Here is an 18,685-nt window from a genome sequence, read left to right on the forward strand (position 1 = left end):
GGCTACTGGCCTTGCTGCGGGTTCACCGAACCTACTCCACCCCATCGCGTCGGCGGCCAGACGATGAACCTGGCCTTGCCGATGACGTTGGCCACCGGCACCGTTCCCGACGCCGGATCACCGGTGCACAGAATGCCTTTGAGCGCGTCGGTCGGGGTGCTGGTGCAGTGGGCGCGCGAGTCCGCCGAGTGGGTGCGGTTGTCACCCATCACCCACAACCGTCCGTCCGGGACGGTGACCGGCCCGAACTCGCTGCCCAGGCACGGGTACACCGCCGGGTCGGCCATCATCGTGGCCGACTTGAGGTAAGGCTCCTTGAGCGGCTTGCCGTCGACGGTCAACCCGGTGTCGGCCCGGCACTGCACGGTCTGGCCGCCGACCGCGATGACCCGCTTCACCAGGTCGTTCTCGTCCGGGGGCACGAAACCGATAAACGACAACGCGTTCTGGATCCAGCGCAGCGCGGTGTTGGCCGACCGGATCGACTTGTATCCGGTGTTCCAGTTCGGCGGTCCCTTGAAGACGATGACGTCGCCGGGATGCGGCGAGCCGAAGCGATAGGTGAGCTTGTCGACCATGATCCGGTCACCGACACAGCCCGAGCAGCCGTGCAGCGTGGGCTCCATGGACTCCGACGGAATCAGGTACGGACGCGCCACGAACGTCAACATGACGTAGTAGAGGACGATCGCGGTGACCGCCAGGATGGTCAGCTCGCGCAGCGCGGACTTCTTCTTGGGTTCCGGCTCGTCCGAGTCGGACTCTTCGGTGTCCGCTTCCGGCACACCGGCCTCGGCTGTTTCGTCGGCCGGCGTGTCCGCAGCGCGAGTGGAGACCTTGGGCTCCGACTGACCAGGCTCGGACTGGGGCTCCGGTGAGTCCGTGGAATCCGTCACGAGATCAGCGTAGCCAGGGCGCGGTGGGTGCCGGTAAAGCGTCTGGGCGTGCCGCAGCGACCGCCGAGACGCGCGCGGTCAGCGCTTTTCCTTGATCTTGGCCTTCTTGCCACGGAGTTCACGCAGGTAGTAGAGCTTGGCGCGGCGGACATCGCCACGGGTCACCACCTCGATGTGGTCGATGGTCGGCGAGTGCACCGGGAAGGTCCGCTCGACGCCGACGCCGTAGCTCTCCTTGCGCACGGTGAACGTCTCGCGGATGCCACCGCCCTGCCGGCGGATCACCACACCCTTGAACACCTGGATACGCTCCTTGGCGCCCTCGATGACCTTGACGTGCACGTTGATGGTGTCGCCCGGGCTGAAGGCCGGGATGCCGTCGCGCAGCGACGCCTGATCGACGAAGTCCAGCCTGTTCATGCGAGTGACACTTCCTTGAGGTCGCGGCGTGCGGCAACTGCCCGCACGCTGGGGTGGTCGTTAAGCCGATTTCGGGCTTTGGGTCGTATCTCGCAGCTGGCAGGAAGCGGCCCGGCCGGCCGGCAGCCGCTGGAGACAACTGGTCAATTGTGCCAGACACCCGGCGTGCATTGAAAATCACAGGTAAACCCTGCGGTTCATGCCGCGCCGAAGACGCTGGTGAGTGGTACATATAGCTGGGGTCAAAACACGCTAGTCACTACCCGAACTCGAAGACGCCCGGGCAGATTGCGCAACGGCCGCCCACATGCAGGTCTACGTCAGAGGACTTGGGAGAAGAACAGATGCGTGTACGCCCGCACACCGCACTCGCCGCCATCGCGGCGGTGACGCTGGTGCTGGCCGGGTGCGACGAGGCAAGGCTCGCGGCAAAAGCCCAGAAGACGGTATCCAGCAAGTCCTCCGGCGCGTCCGATCACCAACCGCAACTCATTCAGCTGCTGCTGGACACCATCGACGCGCCCGGGTTGCCCGAGGCGCCGCCGGTTCTGCCCAGCGGCTCGTTCGGCGGGCTGCAGGCGCGCATTCAGCAGGCGACCGACCAGGCCGCCGCCGCCGGGGCCACCCTCTCGGTGGGCATCCTGGACCGCAAGACGCATGAGCTGATCTCCAACGGCAACACCCAGATCATCGGCACCGCGTCGGTGGCCAAGCTGTTCATCGCCGACGACCTGCTGCTGCAGGAAGCCCAGGGCAGGACCACCCTGTCCCCCGACGACCGTGCGGCGCTCGACGTCATGTTGCAGTCGTCCGACGACGGCGCCGCCGAGCGGTTCTGGGGCCAGGGCGGCGGCGACAACATCATCACGCAGGTGGCGAACCGCTACGGGCTGTCGTCCACCACCCCGCCGTCGGACGGGCGCTGGTGGAACACGATGAGCTCGCTGACCGACCTGATCCACTACTACGACGAGCTGCTCGACGGCGCGGGTGGCCTGTCCGCGGACCGGGCCAAGATCATCGTCAACGACCTGGCCCGCTCCACGCCGACCGGGATCGACGGGTACCCGCAGCGGTTCGGCATCCCCGACGGCCTGTTCGCGGAGCCGGTGGCGGTCAAGCAAGGCTGGATGTGCTGCATCGGCACGGAATGGATGCACCTGTCGACCGGCGTGGTGGGCTCGGACCGCCGCTACATCGTCGTCGTCGAGTCGCTGCAGTCCTCCGACGACGCGACGGCACGCGACACGATCACCCAGGCCGTCAAAACGATGTTCCCCACCGGGCGCATCGAGCCCGCGCGCACCTAGTCGCCGGGCTGCAGATCGGGGCGGCGCTCGCGAGTGCGCTGCAGCGAAACCTCCCGGCGCCAGGCCGCAATGCGCGCGTGATCGCCGGACAACAGCACGTCGGGGACCTCCAGCCCGCGCCAGCTCGGCGGCCGGGTGTAGCTCGGCCCCTCCAACAGGCCGCCCAGCACCGGCGAGTGCGAATCCTCGCGGTGCGAGGCGGGATTGCCCAGCACGCCGGTCAGCAGCCGCAGCACGGATTCGATCATCACCATGGCCGCCGACTCGCCGCCGGGCAGCACGTAGTCGCCGATCGACACCTCCTCGACCCGCATCCGGCGCGCGGCGTCCTCGACGACGCGGTGGTCGATGCCCTCGTAGCGCCCGCAGGCGAACACCAGGTGCTTCTCGGCGCTCCAGCGCGCGGCGGTGGCTTGCTTGAACAGCGCGCCGGCCGGGGTCGGAACAACCAATAGCGTTTCACCCGAGCAGATCTCATCCAGCGCCTCGCCCCACACAGGGGCCCTCATCACCATTCCCGGGCCGCCACCGTAGGGTGCGTCGTCCACCGAGTGGTGCACGTCGTGGGTCCACCCCCGCAGGTCATGCACCCGCAGATCGACCAGGCCCGACGCAATCGCCTTGCCGGGCAACGACTGCTGCAGCGCGTCCAGGTAGGCCGGAAAAATCGTCACCACGTCTATGCGCACCGGTTACCCCAGATCCAGCAGACCCTCGGGCGGATCGATTTCGATCATCCGGTCGTCCAGCGACACCGACACGACTATCGCGTTCACGAACGGCACCAGTACTTCCCGGGTTTCGGTGCCGTCATGTCGGTGCACCGCCAGCAACTCCCCGGCCGCGGTGTGCAGCACCTCGGCGACGATCCCGAGATCCTGTCCCGCGGTGGTCCGCACCGCTAGGCCTTCGAGCTGGTGGTCGTAGTAGGTATCGGCCTCGTCGATCGGCGGCAGGTCGTCGGAGTCCACCACGAACAAGCTGCCGCGCAACGCATCGGCGGTATCGCGGTCGTCCACTCCGGCCAACCGCACCAGCAGCCGCCCGCCGTGCTCGCGCGCGGCGGCGACGACATAGCTGCGTTCTTCGCCGCGGCCGCGGGATGGCTTGGCGCGCAACGTGCTACCCGATGCGAAGCGATCGGCGGGGTCGTCGGTGTGAACTTCCACCACCACCTCGCCGGCGATGCCGTGTGCTTTCACGACGCGCCCGACGAGCAGCTCCATGAGTGGGGTGACCTACTGGTCGGTGTCCACCACGTCGACGCGGATACCGCGGCCGCCGATACCGGCGACCAGCGTGCGCAACGCCGTTGCGGTACGTCCCCCGCGACCGATCACCTTGCCCAAGTCTTCGGGATGGACGTGGACCTCGACGGTGCGCCCGCGCCGGCTCGTCACCAGATCCACCCGGACATCGTCCGGGTTGTCCACGATTCCGCGAACCAAATGCTCAACAGCGTCGACGACGACCGTACTCATTGCGGTGGGTCAGCTTTCCGTAGAAGACTCGGTCGGCTCGCCGCCCTGGGCGGGCGCGTCGGCGGCCGGCTCGGCCGGGGCGTCGGCGGCCAGCTCGGCCGGGGCGTCGGCGGTTTCAGAGGCGGTTTCAGCCGGGGCCTCGGCCGGGGCCTCGGCGGCCTTCGCGGCCTTCTTGGCCGGGGCCTTCTTCTTCGGCTTGGCGGCCTCGGTGGTCGGTCCGCCGTCCGCCTCGGCCAGCGCGGCGTTGAACAGCTCCAGCTTGCTGGGCTTGGCCGCGGCGACCTGCAGGCTGCCCTCGGTGCCGGGCAGGCCCTTGAACTTCTGCCAGTCGCCGGTGATCTTCAGCAGCTTGACGACCGGTTCGGTCGGCTGCGCGCCGACCGACAGCCAGTACTGGGCCCGCTCCGAGTTGATCTCGATCAGGCTCGGGTCTTCCTTCGGGTGGTACCGGCCGATCACCTCGATCGAGCGGCCGTCGCGCCGCGTGCGTGCGTCGGCGACGGCGATGCGGTACTGGGGATTGCGGATCTTGCCAAGCCGGGTGAGCTTGATCTTCACAGACATGGTTGAGCGAATTCTCCTGTGTGTGTCACGCTGCAATTCAGCGACCAGGGCGGAATGCCCGGATCCGGTTTTGCCTCGCGTGTATGACCGGGGCGCGATCGTAATCGCGCGGCGGACAGCCGCCCATTGTGCCAGAACGAGGGCCTTCGGCAGAAATTCGCCCGCCCGCGGGTGGTTTGGGTCAGCCAGTCAGACGCCGGTGACGGCCCGCGTCAATGCCCTTCGCCGCGCGGTTGGTTGGCCAGAAAACACCGCACCCGGGTAGCGGCATCTTTCGGCGCGACTCCCATATCGATCAGCCGCTGAGTTATCTGGGCGGAAGGCACGCCGGAATCGAAATCGTTGGTGATCACGTGCATGCCGGGAAACCAGACTTCCGCGTCTACCCCCGGCGGCGGGGGCTTGGCGTCGCCACCCACGCAACTGACGTAACCATCGATGCCGGTGTCAGCCTGAGCGGACGCCGGCATCGGTACGAGCGGGACGGTGATGGCCATGCCGACCGCCGCGGCGACAGAGATGAGACGCATGCTCAACAAATTATCGCGATAGGTAACCGCCCACCAGTGATTTGCTGCAGGTTGGCAGAAAATCGCCCGGCCACGGCGCCCGCTCACATGATCTTCTGGAAGACCTTCGTCTCGACCCGGCGGGTCATCCGCCAGCCTTGCGGGGTGCGCACGAACTCGTCGTCGTACCAGAGCCCGCAGAACATCACCTGGTCTCCCGGTTTGCCGGAGTCGCCGGGAAAGACCATCGGGTTGAAGCAGATCACCCGGGATGCCGCCTTGTCCCCGTCGATCTGGACCGAGAAGTTCCCGAGCATGTGCGCATACACCGGGAAGGTCGGCAGCACCTCCGACAGCCACTTCTTGACCTCGGGGTAACGGCCTTCGATACCACCCAGCGCCGTGTAATCGATGTACGCGTCTTCGGTGAATACCTTGTCCAAATCGTCGAATCGCCGCTGGTCAATGGCGGTGGAATAGTCCACCATCAGCTGCTGGATCTCCAGACGGTCGGAAATTTCGGCCAGGCTCAACATGCATCGATTCAACACCCGGGGTCGGCGCGGCGCCGCAGCGACTTGGCACCGCCCCGTGAGTGCTCTCAGTTCCCTTGTGGTTCAGCATGTTTGGCAACCACCGCGGCCGGTGTGTTGCGGAAGCTGATCGCCAACCGGTTGTAGGTGTTCATCGTCGCGATGGCGATCGTGAGGTCGACCAGTTCCTTCTCGTCGAAGTGCGCCGCCGCGGCCGCGTACGCGTTGTCGGGTGCACCCGTGGTCGAGATCAGCGTGACGGTCTCCGCCCATGCCAATGCGGCGCGCTCGCGGCTGTCGAACAGTTCGCCGGCCTCCTCCCACACCGGAACCAGCGCGATCTTTTCGTTCGACACCCCAGTTCGCGCAATTCCCGCGAATGCATGTCGATGCAGTAGGCGCAGCCGTTGATCAGCGACACCCGCAGGTACACGCAGGTCAGTAACACCGGCGACAGACCCGACTGGCTCACGTAGAGGTGCACGCCGCCCAGCAATTTCACACCCCGCGGCGCCGCCGCTTCGTAGTCGATTCGTGCGCCCATACCGCTCGATTCAACACCGTCGCGCGAGCCGCGGGCAGGCGGGCTGAAGGCCGACTAAATCGCAGTACCGCGCAAAGCGCGCAGGGTGAATAATCCCAGGCATGAAAGCAGGGATTGCCTGCTTAGCAACGACGGCGCTGGTGTGGGCCGGCTTCGGTGCACCCGGCCCGGCCGACCGCGTCGCCGGGGCCGCGCCGGGGAATTGCGCGCCGGGCAGCGCGTGCCAGCGCTGGTGCCCGGGCGACCCCGATCCCGCGGGCCGGCCGGTCCCCTGGGACCCCAACGTCTGCCACGACTTCTACTGGGACTACCAGGGCGTGCACGACACCGGCACCGGCGTCTTCTACTCCTGGTCGTCGCTGCCGTTCAAGCACCCGCCGCCGCCCGGGCCGGTACCCACCCAGACGTCCTACCTCCCGCTGCCCACGCTGCCCTTCTGCCCCGTTCCGCCCTGGTGCCCGTGAGGCAACGGGCGTCGTCGCGGCCCGGAAGTTAAACTTTGCGGCCATGCGGAAACTCATCGCCGCAGCAGCAGCGCTGCTCACGGTCGCCGGTGTCGCCGCGCCGCAGTCCCGGGCCGACGATATGCAGCCGATCGGCTCGGTGCCGATCCCCGACGGCCCGGCCCAGACCTGGATCCTGGCCGACATGGACAGCGGCCAGGTGCTGGCCGGTCGCGACCAGTTCGCGGCGCATCCGCCCGCGAGCACGATCAAGGTGCTGTTGGCGCTGGTGGCGCTCGACGAGGTGAGCATGGACTCCACCGTCGTCGCCGACGTCGCCGACACCCAGGTCGAGTGCAACTGCGTCGGCATCAAACCCGGCCGCACCTACACCGCACGGCAGCTGCTCGACGGCCTGCTGCTAGTTTCCGGCAACGACGCCGCCAACACGCTGGCGCATCTGATGGGTGGCGCCGACGCCACGGTGGCGAAGATGAACGCGAAGGCCGCCTCCCTCGGGGCCACCAGCACGCATGCGGCCACCCCTTCCGGTCTGGACGGCCCCGGCGGCTCCGGGGCCTCGACCGCGCACGACCTGGCCGTCATCTTCCGGGCCGCGATGGCCAACCCGATGTTCGCCCACATCACCGCCGAGCCGTCGGCGATGTTCCCCGGCGATCACGGCGACGAGCCGATCACCAACCAGGACGAGCTGCTGACCCGCTATCCGGGCGCGATCGGCGGCAAGACCGGGTTCACCAACGCGGCCCGCAAGACCTTCGTCGGTGCCGCTTCCCGCGGCGGACGCCGGCTGGTGGTCGCGATGATGTACGGGATGGTCAAGCCCGGCGGGCCGACCTATTGGGATCAGGCGGGCAGCCTGTTCGACTGGGGTTTCGCGCTCAACCCGTCGTCCAGCATCGGCTCACTGTAAGGGGCCCTCGTCGGGGACCAGGCCGGTTATCAGCTTGGACAGCAACGCAATTCGCTGCTCCTCGATATCGGGCTCCGGGAAGATCCCGCGCACGATCGCCGCGCCGTCGAAGACGTTCGTCAGCAACGCCACCAGCACCGGGAACGTCTCGGACCCGACAACCTGCACGCCCGGCAGCGTCCGCGCGGCGTCGAGAATCTTCGCGGTGTACTGCGCCATCACGTCGCGCAGATGAGCGCCCAGTTTCTCGTCGGTGCGCGCGGCGACCATCAGTTCGTAGAGCACCGCGTTGGTGGGGCCGCCGGTGATGTCCCGCAAGATCGTCAGCGCCGCCTCCAGCGCCGGCCGGCCGGCGGGGATCTGGGCGACCTGCTTGGTGAAGGACTCCACCTGCCGGCGCAGCACCTCCGACGCCGTGGCGGCCATGAAGTCGCTCATCGTCTCGAAGTGACGGAACAGCGCACCGACCGACACCCCGGCCCGCTTGGTGATCACGGCCGCGGACGCCCGCGCGTATCCGACCTCGATGATGCTGGCGATCGATGCCTCGAGGAGCCGCCCGACGGTCTCCTCGCGGCGCTGCTGCTGGGTTCTTGCCATCGCGGGCCGCTCAGACCAGTGCGGCCGAGCGCTGCGCGCGCCGGCCGGCCCGCAGGTAGCGGCCCGACTTCACGGTCTGCCCGTAGCCCTCGCGGAACTCGCCCGCGCGGAAGACCACGGCGCCGCCCACGCCCGTGGCGACCACGGCCTCGTCGTTGCGATTGACCATGCGCCGCAGGCCGCCGTAGAACGGGACCGCTTCCTCGTGGTAGGCCTCGACCTCGTCGTTCAGGCCGGCCGGGTCGATCACGACGAAGTCGGCCCGGTCGCCTTGGCGCAGGGTCCCGGCGTCGATGCCGAACCAGTCGGCCAGTTCACCGGTCAGCCGGTGCACCGCGCGTTCGGTGGACATGAACGGCGCACCCGCGCGGTAGGCGTCGCGAGTTCGCTTGAGCAGCTTGATCGGAAAGTTGTAGAAGGCCATATTGCGCAGGTGCGCACCGGCATCCGAGAAGCCCATGTGCACGCTGTCCTCGTTGGCCAGCGCGTTGAGCAGCTTGGGCCGGTGATTGGCAACGATGGTGGTCCATCGCACGTTGCGTTCCCCGTTTTCGACCAGCACATCGAGGAACGCGTCGAGCGGGTGCAGTCCACGCTCGTCGGCGATCGCACCAAAGCTCTTGCCGACCAACGACTTATCGGGGCACTCGACGATGACCGCGTCGTGGAAGTCGCGGTGCCACAGCGACGGGCCCAGCTTGATGCGGTCGAACTCTTTGCGGAACTCGCGGCGGTAGGCCTCGTTGGCCAGTAACTCGTTGCGCTGCAACTGATCACGCAGATGCAGGGCCGCCGTGCCCGCGCCGAACTCTTCGAAGACCGGCAGGTCGATTCCGTCGGAGTACAACTCGAACGGGACCGGCAGATGCTGGAACCGCACGCTCGAGCCGAAGAACTTGTTCGCCAACCGCGTCGCCGGCCCGAACACGTAGACCGCCAGTGGATTCGACTTGGCGTCGGCGGACACCAGCAGGCTCATCCGAACTGGATTGCGACGTCCGAACATTCGGCTGCTGGCCAGGAAGAACAGCACGGCCGTGGCCGCGTTGTTGACGTCGGGTGCGCTCTGCAGCATCCGGCCGCGCTTGCGCAGCACCTTGATCAGCTTGCGCCGCTCCCGCCAGGTCGCGAACGTCGACGGCAGCGCCCGCGAGCGGAAACGGTCGCCGTCGAGTTTGTCGATCGCGGCGTCCATGCCCGACATGCCCAGCATCCCGGCCTCGAGCGCCTCGTCGAGCAACGCCGCCATCTTCTCCAGCTCGGCGTCGGTGGGCTTGACGGTGGCGTCGGTGGCCCGATCGAGTCCGAGCACCGTGCTGCGCAGGTCCGAATGACCAAGCAGTGAACCGATATTCGGCCCGAGCGGCAGCGCGTCGATGGCCGCGATGTACTCCGCGGCGGTGGTCCAGGTCCGGTTGGCTTCCAGCGCGCCGAGGACGTATTTGCGCGGCACCGCCTCCACCCGGCTGAACAGGTCGGCGGCGTCTTCGGTTTTCGCGTAGACCGTCGACAGCGAACACATGCCCAGCAGCACCGTGGTGACACCGTGGCGCACCGACTCGCGCAGGCCCGGGTCCAGCAGCACTTCGGCGTCGTAGTGAGTGTGCACGTCGATGAAGCCGGGCACCACCCACTTGCCCGCCGCGTCGATCACTTCCGGGCAGCCCGTCTCGTCCAGCGGCCCGGACGACACCGTGGCCACCACACCGTCGCGGATACCCAGCGTGCGGGTGTGCGGCGCACTGCCCGTTCCGTCGAACCACAGGCCGTCGCGGATGATCACGTCGTAAGTCATTGTCGCCTCCAGATGGTGTTGCAAGCGAACCTATCATAGATAGTGAGCACTCGCAATCTTTTTCTGAGGTCGGCAACGCCGCAGGTCACGGTGCTGCGTGGGTTAGCGACCCGGCGTGTACGGAGCCCCGGACGGCTTCGGGGCGCTGGGGGTCGCGGATGCCGGGGTCTGGACGCCGGCGATCTCCGGGACCGAGATGGGGTCCGGCACATAGACGCTGGGCGGGGTGTCCGCGGTGCGGGCCAGCTGCGCGGGGACGCGGACCACCGACCCGCGCTGCCCGCACTCGTCGGTTTGCACGACAAGATCCATTTCGCCGACGAGATCACCCTGCGCATTGGGCCGCAACGACAGCGTCTGCACCGTGGTCTGCGACTTGGCTGCCCCGGTCGGTCCCACACAGGGAAACGGCACCGTCTCCGGACGCGCCTGCCATTGACCATCGGTGAACTGAAAGATGACCGGACGACCGCCGGCATTGGCCAGTTGGCTGTGGTCGTTGTTGTCCAGCAGTACCGCGGCGGCCGAGCAGTACGACGGCGTGCACGACGAGCGCAGGGCCCACCACGTCGTGACATCAGGGGGTTGCGGACTGGGCGTGTAGTCGAAGGTCTCCTTGGACCGCTGCGCATCGAGGCGATAGGTGCCGTCCAGCGGGGTCGGCGGACCGGACGGGGTGCTGGGCGGCGGCACGGCGGCCGGGGCGGGCGCGCCGGGCGGAGCGCTCGCCGCGCGCGCCGCGGTCGACTCCATCTTTCGCCCGGTGATGATGCCGAAGGTGAACAACCCGATCAGCACCGCGATCGCCGCCACACCGACCACGATCTTGCGGGGCCGGCGCCGCGTCGGCAGGGCGGCCGCGCCCTGATCGCCGTCCGTCGCCCCGCCCTTGGCGGGCTTGCGGCCGGACGGCTGCGGCTCGGCGATCTCGCGGGAGGGGTCGAGGCCGGCCAAGTCATCGTCGCCGGGCCAGCCGAAGGCGGGGTACTCGACGGCGAAAACCGCCTCGGGACTGCGATCTCCCGTTTCGACGACGGACAGCGCATTGGCCGCATTGGCGAACTCCCGGCAACTCGCAAAGCGGTCGACGGGCCGTTTGGCCAGCGCTCGTGCGAACACCCGATCCAGCTGCGCGAGCTCCGGGCGCTGGTCGCTGAGTTTGCGCGGCGCACCGCTGAGCAACTCGCGCAGCGCGGCCGACGGACTGAGGTATTCGGTCGGCGGCGCGCCGGTCAACAGGTGAAATGCCGTCGCCGCCAACGCATACTGGTCGGCGCCCCGATCGATGTCGGCACCCATCAACTGCTCGGGCGCGGCGTAACCCACCGTGCCGACCGGGACATGCGAGCCGACCACGCCCGAGTGCTCGCCCAGTGGTCGCGCTACCCCGAAGTCCGACAACAGAATCCGTTGTTCGCCGTCACCCGGGCTGGTCAGCAGGATGTTGGCCGGTTTGACGTCGCGGTGCAGCACCCCGCGCTGGTGGGCGTAGTCCAGCGCGTCGGCCACCGCGGTGATGATCGCCAGCACCTCGCCGACGGGCCACACCGCCGGAAACCGGTCCTTCAGCAGCTGCGCGGCGTTGCTGCCCTCCACGTAGTCCATCGCGACCCACAGCTGTCCGTCGAAGTCGCCGCGGTCGTGCACCTCCACGATGTGCTGGTGGTACAGGCTCGACACCGCCGCGGTCTCGGACAGAAAATCCCGGCGGAACGCACGGTCGGACGACAGTGCCGGCGACAGCACCTTCAGCGCCTGCCAGCGCGCGGAACGGGGATCCTGAACAAGGTAGACATCACCAGTCACCCCGGATCCGAGCCTTCGAGCGACGGTATAACCGGCAAAAACCGCGCCGCTGGCCAACGCCATCGGCTTATTCTATCCGCCGTCGCGGCGCCCCGCTGATCAGGCGCCCGGGCCGCGTGAGGGCCGAAACATGTTGCCGCGCAGGATCACCAGATCGGGTTGGCCCAGCACGCCGGGACCCGTGCGCGGGTCTTGCGCGTAGCACACCAGATCCGCGGACGCCCCGTGGTCCAGACCGGGACGGCCCAGCCAGCGCCGCGCATCCCAGCAGGCGGCGCCCAGCGCGTCGTGTGCGCTCATCCCGATCCCCTTGAGGGCCTCGACCTCGTCGACGATCCGGCCGTGGGCGATCATCGTGCCGGCGTCGCTTCCCGCGTAGATCGGCACGCCCGCATCCGCGGCCGCCGCGATCCGCTCGGGGCAGCGCGCGTACAGCTCGCGCATGTGCGCGGCGTAGGTCGGGTACTTCTTGGCGGCGTCGGCGATGCCCGGGAAATTGTCGATGATGTTGATCAGGGTGGGGACCAACACGGTTCCGTGCTCGAGCATCAAGGCGATGGTGTCGTCGCTGAGCCCGGTGCCGTGTTCGATGCAGTCGATCCCGGCCTTGATCAGCCCCGGCATGGCCTCGTCGCTGAAGACGTGGGCGGTGACGCGGGCGCCGTGCGCGTGGGCGGCGTCGATCGCGGCCTTGAGCACGTCGTCGGACCACAGCGGCGCGAGATCGCCGACGCCGCGGTCGATCCAGTCGCCGACCAGCTTGATCCAGCCGTCGCCGCGCCGCGCCTCCTCGGCCACCGCGGCCGGCAGCTGCGATTCGTCTTCGAGTTCGACCGAGAAACCGGCCTGATAGCGCTTGGGCCTGGCGATGTGCTTGCCGGCCCGGATGATGCGCGGCAGGTCGTCGCGGTCGTCGAGGCTGCGGGTGTCGGTCGGCGAGCCGCAGTCGCGCAGCAGCAGCGCGCCGACCTCGCGTTCGGTCTCGGCCTGCACGATCGCGTCTTCGATCGGGATCTCGCCGTGGTGGCCGAGCCCGACGTGACAGTGGGCATCCACCAGCCCCGGCAGGATCCAGCCGCCGTCGAAGACGGTGTCGGCACCGGCGACCCGTTGCGTGCTGATGTGACCGTCGACGATCCAGAGTTCGATCGGGGCATCGTCGGGCAATCCCCGACCCCGCACGCGCATGGGCACCGCGCGGCTACTTCTTGCCCGGGAACTTCAGCTTGGACAGATCGAAGTCGGCCAGGCCGGGCGGCAGCTCGTTGAGGCCCTCGGGCATCTGGGACAGGTCGGGGAATCCGGCGGGCATGCCCGGCATCCCCGGCATGCCGGCGCCGAGCGGGTTGCGAGCCTTCGGCGGCGTCGGACCGCGCCCGCCCTTCTTGCCCTTTTTTCCCTTGGCGCCCTTGCCTTTTCGGTTGGAGGACTTGCGGCCCATGCCCGGGATGCCCATGCCGCCCAGCATCGACGACATCATCTTGCGGGCCTCGAAGAACCGGTCCACCAGCTGGTTGACCTCGGACAGCGCCACGCCCGAGCCGTTGGCGATGCGCAGCCGCCGCGAAGCGTTGATGATCTTCGGGTCGGCCCGTTCCTGGGGCGTCATGCCGCGGATGATGGCCTGCAGCCGGTCGAGCTGACGGTCGTCGACCTCGGCCAGCGCGTCCTTCATCTGCCCGGCGCCGGGCAGCATGCCCAGCAGGTTGCCGATCGGTCCCATCTTGCGGATCGCGAGCATCTGTTCGAGGAAGTCCTCGAGGGTCAGCTCGCCGGAGCCGATCTTGGCGGCGGCGGCCTCGGCCTGCTCGGCGTCGAAGACCTGCTCGGCCTGTTCGATCAGGCTGAGCACGTCGCCCATGCCGAGGATGCGGCTGGCCATCCGGTCCGGGTGGAAGACGTCGAAATCTTCCAGCTTCTCGCCGGTGGACGCGAAAAGGATTGGGACGCCGGTGACCTCGCGGACCGACAGCGCGGCACCACCGCGCGCGTCGCCGTCGAGCTTGGTCAACACCACGCCGGTGAAGCCGACGCCCTCGCGGAACGCCTCGGCGGTGGTGACGGCGTCCTGGCCGATCATGGCGTCGAGCACGAAGATCACTTCATCGGGATCGACGGCGTCGCGGATGGCCGCGGCCTGGCTCATCAGCTCGTCGTCGATACCCAGGCGCCCGGCGGTGTCGACGATGACGACGTCGTGGTGTTTGGCGCGGGCCTCGGCGAGTCCGGCCGACGCGACCGCGACGGGGTCACCAGGGCCGGACTCGGGTGACTCACCGGGATGGGGCGCGAAGACGGGCACGCCGGCGCGCTGTCCGGTGACCACCAGCTGGTTGACCGCGGCGGGGCGCTGCAGATCGCAGGCCACCAGCAGCGGTGTGTGGCCCTGGCCGCGCAGCCACGCGGCGAGCTTGCCCGCCAGCGTGGTCTTACCGGAACCCTGCAGGCCGGCCAGCATGATGACGGTCGGCGGGGTCTTCGCGAACGCCAGCTGGCGGGTCTGGCCGCCGAGGATGCCGATGAGTTCTTCGTTGACGATCTTGACGACCTGCTGCGCCGGGTTGAGGGCGCCGGAGACCTCGGCACCCCGGGCGCGCTCTTTGATCCGGCCGACGAACGCCCGTACGACGGGCAGTGATACGTCGGCTTCGAGCAGCGCGAGGCGGATTTCACGAGTGGTGGCATCGATGTCGGCGTCGGTCAGTCGACCTTTGCCGCGCAGCCCTTGCAGGGCACCGGTCAACCGGTCGGAGAGCGATTCAAACACTCCGCCAGCCTAGTGGTGATCGCGAGCGCCGCGTAGCGGGGCGACGCGGGTCACCACTCATCAGGCCCAGTGAGAGCCGGCTGCGGCTGCCTTCCGCCGCGAGTGCGCGGCCGGCTTCACACGCGACGCCGAACGCGCGGCCGGCCGCACGCTCGGCGCGCCGCAACGGGCGGAAACGCTTGACGGTGCGGTTGACGACGGCAATTGTCGGCTCATGCTCGAGGTAATCGACAAGGGATCCTGCAGCCGGGACCACCCCGTGCCGCTGCTCTTCGTGCACGGCGGCTGGCATGGCGCGTGGTGCTGGGACGACCACTTCCTGGACTACTTCGCCGACGCCGGTTATCGGGCGGTGTCGATCAGCCTGCGCGGGCACGGCAACAGCCCCACCGCGAAGCCGTTGACCAAGGTTTCGGTCGCCGACTACCTGGACGATCTGCGGTCGGTGGCCGACGAGCTGGGTGGCGCGCCGGCGCTGATCGGTCATTCGCTGGGCGGCTTCGTGATCCAGCGCTACCTCGAGCAGCACAGCGCCCCGGCCGCGGTGTTGCTGGGCTCCGTGCCGCCGAAGGGGGTGCTCAGCTTGGCGATCCGCGTCTGGCGTCGCCGGCCGTCGATGACCCTGGAGGCCTGGAGCGACCCCACGCTGCTGAAATTCCTCGCCACCCCCGAGCTGACGCGCGAGTACCTCTTCTGCGCCGACACGCCCGAGGCCATCGTCGAATCCTGCCGTCTTCGCGCCGGGGCCGAGAGCGTTCGCGCCGCCATGACCGATCCGATCGTGCGCCGCGTCCGAACCCGGCGGGTGCGGACGCCGATCCTGGTCCTCGGCGCGCTGTACGACGGCTTCGTCAGCGTCGACGAGGTGCGCGCCACGGCGCGTGCCTACCGGACCGAGCCGGAGTTCTTCGCGATGGGACACAACATGATGCTCGAACCGGGTTGGGCCGACGTCGCCGAACGGATCGACACGTGGCTGCAGACCCGCGATTTAACGGGCCCGTCCCGGCTTCCGGGATAACGTGGCTGCGTCTTCTTCGAGTCGTTCCAACGCCGAAAAGCGTTGCCATGCTACATTTCACACCCGCCGCCACACCGGTTAGCATCGCGGGCCGGGGCCTAAAACCTTTTGAACGGGCGCAGCCTGCCAACGGCGCGCCGGAGGGGAGTCGTGTCGATGCAGCCGGTCAGCGCCGCCGCCGACGCGAGCGTTGGACTCGACACGCGACCGCTGCGAGGCTGGCAGCGCCGCGCGCTGGTGAAGTACCTGGCCGCCGAGCCACGCGACTTCCTGGCCGTGGCCACGCCGGGATCCGGAAAGACGACGTTCGCGCTGCGGGTCATCGCCGAACTGCTGAACAGCCGCGCCGTCGAGCAGATCACCGTCGTCGTGCCCACCGAACACCTCAAGGTGCAGTGGGCGCAGGCCGCGCTGCGGTACGGCATTTTCCTGGATCCGAAGTTCTCCAACACCAGCCCGCAGACCTCGTCGGAATACCACGGCGTCATGGTCACCTACGCCCAGGTCGCGTCGCATCCGACGCTGCACCGGGTGCGCACCGAGCAACGCAAGACGCTGGCCGTTTTCGACGAGATCCACCATGGCGGAGACGCGAAGACCTGGGGTGACGCCATTCGCGAAGCCTTCGGCGACGCCACCCGCCGACTTGCCTTGACGGGCACACCGTTTCGCAGCGACGACAGCCCCATCCCGTTCGTCACCTACGAATCGGGAGCCGACGGGATACGCCGCTCGCAGGCCGCCCACACCTACGGCTACGCCGAAGCGCTCGCCGACGGCGTGGTGCGCCCGGTGGTGTTCCTGGCCTACTCCGGGCAGGCGCGCTGGCGCGACAACGCCGGCGCGGAGCACGAGGCGCGCCTGGGCGAGCCGCTGTCCGCCGAGCAGACCGCGCGCGCGTGGCGCACCGCGCTGGACCCCGCCGGCGAATGGATGCCCGCGGTGATCACCGCCGCGGATCAGCGGCTGCGCCAGAAGCGCACGCACGTACCCGACGCGGGCGGCATGATCATCGCGTCGGACCAGACCGCCGCCCGCGCGTACGCCAAGCTGCTGACGAAGCTGACCGGCGAGGCACCGACGCTGGTGCTCTCCGACGATCCCGGGTCGTCGGCACGGATCTCCGAGTTCTCCGAGAGCACCTCGCGCTGGCTGGTCGCGGTGCGGATGGTGTCCGAGGGTGTCGACGTTCCGCGGCTGTCGGTCGGGATCTACGCCACCAGCGCCTCCACCCCGCTGTTCTTCGCCCAGGCCATCGGGCGCTTCGTGCGGTCGCGGCGGGCCGGCGAGAGCGCGAGCATTTTCGTGCCGTCGGTGCCCAGCCTGCTGATGCTGGCCAGCGAGCTGGAGGCCGAACGCAACCACGTGCTCGGCGAGCCGCACCGCGAATCCCTCGACGACCCGCTCGACGCCGATCCCGCCGTCAAGGAACAGAACGAAAAGTCGGAGCTGGAAAAGGGTTTCACCTCCCTGGGTGCCGACGCCGAACTCGACCAGGTCATCTTCGACGGGTCCTCGTTCGGCACCGCCGCCCCGGCCGGAAGCGACGAGGAGGCCGACTACCTCGGCATCCCGGGGTTGCTCGACGCCACCCAGATGCGGGCGCTGCTGCACCGCCGCCAGGACGAGCAGCTGCAGAAGCGGGCGGCATCCGGGCAGTCCGCTCCCGTGCCGTCGGGGTCGGGGTCCATGCACGGCCAGCTGCGCGAGCTGCGTCGCGAACTCAACGCCCTGGTGTCGGTCGCCCATCACCGCACCGGCAAGCCGCACGGATGGATCCACAACGAACTGCGCCGCCGCTGCGGCGGTCCACCGATCGCCGCGGCGACCCGCGATCAGCTCAGAGACCGCATTGTGGCTGTGCGGCAACTGAATTCGGAGCTGGCTTAACCCAGCTCACGGCGTCTTCACGACTCCTGACGACTGTGGTGCCGGGCCTGGTTGCCGCCGAGCCTTTTCGCCTCGTACATCGCGGCGTCGGCGGCCGCGACCACCTGCCGATACGCCTGCTCGGCGTCGTTGCCGCCGACGCCGGCCAGTGCCAGGGTCGCGATGCCGACGCTGGCGGTCACCGGAGTTGCCGTCGCGGCCACCGCATCGCATAGCCGGCTGCCCCACCCGGGCGGGCGTTCGGTGTGCACGGTGTCGGCGACCAGAAACTCTTCCCCACCGACACGGCCGATGAGCGCGGTGTGTTTGGTGGCGGCAGTCAGCGCGTGCGCGACCGCGACCAGCGCCGAATCGCCGGCAGCGTGACCCTGCGTGTCGTTGAGGTTCTTGAAGCGGTCCAGATCGACCATGGCCACCGCCAGATACGCATGGTCGGCATTGGTGAGAATCCGCCCGAGGACGGCGCGCTCGCAGGCTCTGCGATTCAGCAGGCCGGTCAGCGGATCCCGGTCGGAGCGCAGCAAATCCGCACTCAGCGCACGCACCACAACCTGGATGGCGAAGGGCACCAGCACGTTGAGCTCGAGCACCAGAAAGTAGCAGTGCATGGCCAGAATCCCCTGGCCAACCGCTGCCATCCGCATGACCTCGACCGCTCCAACGGTTCCCGCCAGCCAGAAATTCGCCGCCATGTACCCGGCGGTGTGGAAAAACGCGAGATAGCCGCCCGGCAGGGCAAGGGCCACGCACCCCATCAGCGCGAGAAGGGGGTTGGGCTGAGCCAGGCTGCCGGCCGCGAAACACAAGCTCCAGGTCATCGCGATCACGACCGACTGACGCCGCGTCGGCCAGCCCGACAACCACACGGTCGCAATGCCCAGTCCCAGCACCGCGATCGCCACGTCGAGCGCCAACGCCGGCGGCCGGGGCGGGGCCTGGTCCCACAGCACGTCGATCGGGGTCAGCGCGAGGGACGCGGAGACTCCGGCAAAGATCCAGCGCAGACTCAGGCCCATCCCACGGGATTGCAGATAGCCGGTCAGCCAGTCGTAGTGGTCAGGCTGTCGCCACCACTGCGCTAGCCACCCCATGTGTCACCCTTCGAAAAGCCGAGCGCCCGGCGAAAAGCCGGTTCCCCGCGCGAAAGAATTGAACAGTTGTAACACGTCCAC

At 68.5% G+C, this 18,685-nt stretch carries 21 protein-coding genes; 5 read left to right on the forward strand and 16 right to left on the reverse strand.

From position 1 onward, the window contains the following. Window positions 1-2: 2 nt before the first annotated feature. Complete coding sequence (lepB, locus tag G6N55_RS08080; RefSeq protein WP_085226361.1) at window positions 3-896, reverse strand: signal peptidase I; 894 nt, start codon at window positions 894-896, stop codon at window positions 3-5. 78 nt (window positions 897-974) lie between these two features. Then, window positions 975-1,316 carry a 50S ribosomal protein L19 gene (rplS, locus tag G6N55_RS08085; protein ID WP_085226359.1) on the reverse strand — a complete coding sequence of 114 codons (342 nt, stop codon included), beginning with the start codon at window positions 1,314-1,316 and terminating at the stop codon, window positions 975-977. A 344-nt stretch (window positions 1,317-1,660) separates the two neighbouring features. On the opposite strand from rplS, the gene G6N55_RS08090 reads away from it, so the two are divergent. Further along, complete coding sequence (locus G6N55_RS08090; RefSeq protein WP_085226357.1) at window positions 1,661-2,626, forward strand: hypothetical protein; 966 nt, start codon at window positions 1,661-1,663, stop codon at window positions 2,624-2,626. On the opposite strand, the gene trmD is transcribed toward G6N55_RS08090, so the two are convergent. The 8 genes from trmD to G6N55_RS29720 all read right to left on the reverse strand — a co-directional run bounded on the left by trmD (window position 2,623) and on the right by G6N55_RS29720 (window position 6,257). Next, entirely contained in the window at window positions 2,623-3,315 is a 693-nt protein-coding gene (trmD, locus tag G6N55_RS08095; RefSeq protein ID WP_085226355.1) for a tRNA (guanosine(37)-N1)-methyltransferase TrmD, read from the reverse strand. The two genes, G6N55_RS08090 and trmD, sit on opposite strands and share 4 nt — an antisense overlap. Window positions 3,316-3,318: 3 nt before the next feature. Then, window positions 3,319-3,852, reverse strand: coding sequence for a ribosome maturation factor RimM (gene rimM / locus G6N55_RS08100; RefSeq protein ID WP_085226353.1), 534 nt, complete (start codon window positions 3,850-3,852; stop codon window positions 3,319-3,321). A 12-nt stretch (window positions 3,853-3,864) separates the two neighbouring features. Further along, entirely contained in the window at window positions 3,865-4,107 is a 243-nt protein-coding gene (locus G6N55_RS08105; RefSeq protein ID WP_025736282.1) for an RNA-binding protein, read from the reverse strand. A gap of 9 nt (window positions 4,108-4,116) precedes the next feature. Further along, window positions 4,117-4,671 carry a 30S ribosomal protein S16 gene (rpsP, locus tag G6N55_RS08110; RefSeq protein ID WP_085226351.1) on the reverse strand — a complete coding sequence of 185 codons (555 nt, stop codon included), beginning with the start codon at window positions 4,669-4,671 and terminating at the stop codon, window positions 4,117-4,119. A gap of 212 nt (window positions 4,672-4,883) precedes the next feature. Next, window positions 4,884-5,201: a hypothetical protein gene (locus G6N55_RS08115; RefSeq protein WP_085226349.1), complete on the reverse strand. Its 318-nt coding sequence runs from the start codon at window positions 5,199-5,201 to the stop codon at window positions 4,884-4,886. 83 nt (window positions 5,202-5,284) lie between these two features. Further along, window positions 5,285-5,716: a nuclear transport factor 2 family protein gene (locus tag G6N55_RS08120; protein WP_085226347.1), complete on the reverse strand. Its 432-nt coding sequence runs from the start codon at window positions 5,714-5,716 to the stop codon at window positions 5,285-5,287. Between the two features lie 65 nt (window positions 5,717-5,781). After that, window positions 5,782-6,069 (reverse strand): carboxymuconolactone decarboxylase family protein, encoded by a 288-nt coding sequence (locus G6N55_RS29715; protein WP_232079120.1) that lies wholly within the window; start codon window positions 6,067-6,069, stop codon window positions 5,782-5,784. After that, window positions 5,964-6,257 (reverse strand): carboxymuconolactone decarboxylase family protein, encoded by a 294-nt coding sequence (locus G6N55_RS29720; RefSeq protein ID WP_232078947.1) that lies wholly within the window; start codon window positions 6,255-6,257, stop codon window positions 5,964-5,966. Before G6N55_RS29720 ends, G6N55_RS29715 begins: the two co-directional genes overlap by 106 nt. Before the next feature lie 101 nt (window positions 6,258-6,358). Here G6N55_RS29720 and G6N55_RS08130 point away from each other — a divergent pair, with 101 nt between their 5' ends. Next, a complete protein-coding gene (locus G6N55_RS08130) occupies window positions 6,359-6,721 on the forward strand; it encodes a hypothetical protein (protein WP_139827064.1) in 363 nt (120 codons plus the stop codon). Window positions 6,722-6,764: 43 nt separating this feature from the next. Then, on the forward strand, window positions 6,765-7,634 hold the full coding sequence (locus G6N55_RS08135) for a D-alanyl-D-alanine carboxypeptidase family protein (RefSeq protein ID WP_085226343.1): 870 nt from the start codon (window positions 6,765-6,767) through the stop codon (window positions 7,632-7,634). Here the strand turns inward: G6N55_RS08135 and G6N55_RS08140 are convergent. From G6N55_RS08140 to ffh, 5 genes are all read right to left on the reverse strand, one after another. Continuing rightward, on the reverse strand, window positions 7,626-8,234 hold the full coding sequence (locus G6N55_RS08140; RefSeq protein ID WP_085226341.1) for a TetR/AcrR family transcriptional regulator: 609 nt from the start codon (window positions 8,232-8,234) through the stop codon (window positions 7,626-7,628). The genes G6N55_RS08135 and G6N55_RS08140 overlap by 9 nt on opposite strands. A gap of 10 nt (window positions 8,235-8,244) precedes the next feature. Continuing rightward, window positions 8,245-10,029, reverse strand: coding sequence for an N-acyl-D-amino-acid deacylase family protein (locus G6N55_RS08145; RefSeq protein ID WP_085226339.1), 1,785 nt, complete (start codon window positions 10,027-10,029; stop codon window positions 8,245-8,247). A gap of 102 nt (window positions 10,030-10,131) precedes the next feature. Next, a complete protein-coding gene (locus G6N55_RS08150) occupies window positions 10,132-11,898 on the reverse strand; it encodes a serine/threonine-protein kinase (RefSeq protein WP_085226337.1) in 1,767 nt (588 codons plus the stop codon). A 36-nt stretch (window positions 11,899-11,934) separates the two neighbouring features. Beyond that, complete coding sequence (locus G6N55_RS08155; protein ID WP_139827093.1) at window positions 11,935-13,023, reverse strand: metal-dependent hydrolase family protein; 1,089 nt, start codon at window positions 13,021-13,023, stop codon at window positions 11,935-11,937. A 13-nt stretch (window positions 13,024-13,036) separates the two neighbouring features. Then, complete coding sequence (gene ffh, locus G6N55_RS08160) at window positions 13,037-14,602, reverse strand: signal recognition particle protein (protein WP_085226333.1); 1,566 nt, start codon at window positions 14,600-14,602, stop codon at window positions 13,037-13,039. A 214-nt stretch (window positions 14,603-14,816) separates the two neighbouring features. Here ffh and G6N55_RS08165 point away from each other — a divergent pair, with 214 nt between their 5' ends. Together G6N55_RS08165 and G6N55_RS08170 are read left to right on the forward strand one after the other, a co-directional pair. Next, window positions 14,817-15,623 carry an alpha/beta hydrolase gene (locus tag G6N55_RS08165; protein WP_085226331.1) on the forward strand — a complete coding sequence of 269 codons (807 nt, stop codon included), beginning with the start codon at window positions 14,817-14,819 and terminating at the stop codon, window positions 15,621-15,623. 156 nt (window positions 15,624-15,779) lie between these two features. Then, the gene (locus G6N55_RS08170; protein ID WP_085226329.1) at window positions 15,780-17,513 is read left to right on the forward strand and encodes a DEAD/DEAH box helicase; all 1,734 of its coding nucleotides are present in this window, start codon (window positions 15,780-15,782) and stop codon (window positions 17,511-17,513) included. Window positions 17,514-17,530: 17 nt separating this feature from the next. Here the strand turns inward: G6N55_RS08170 and G6N55_RS08175 are convergent, their stop codons facing one another. Further along, window positions 17,531-18,604, reverse strand: coding sequence for a GGDEF domain-containing protein (locus G6N55_RS08175; protein ID WP_085226327.1), 1,074 nt, complete (start codon window positions 18,602-18,604; stop codon window positions 17,531-17,533). Window positions 18,605-18,685 lie beyond the last annotated feature (81 nt).

This window comes from Mycobacterium florentinum, assembly GCF_010730355.1.
Lineage (GTDB): Bacteria > Actinomycetota > Actinomycetes > Mycobacteriales > Mycobacteriaceae > Mycobacterium > Mycobacterium florentinum.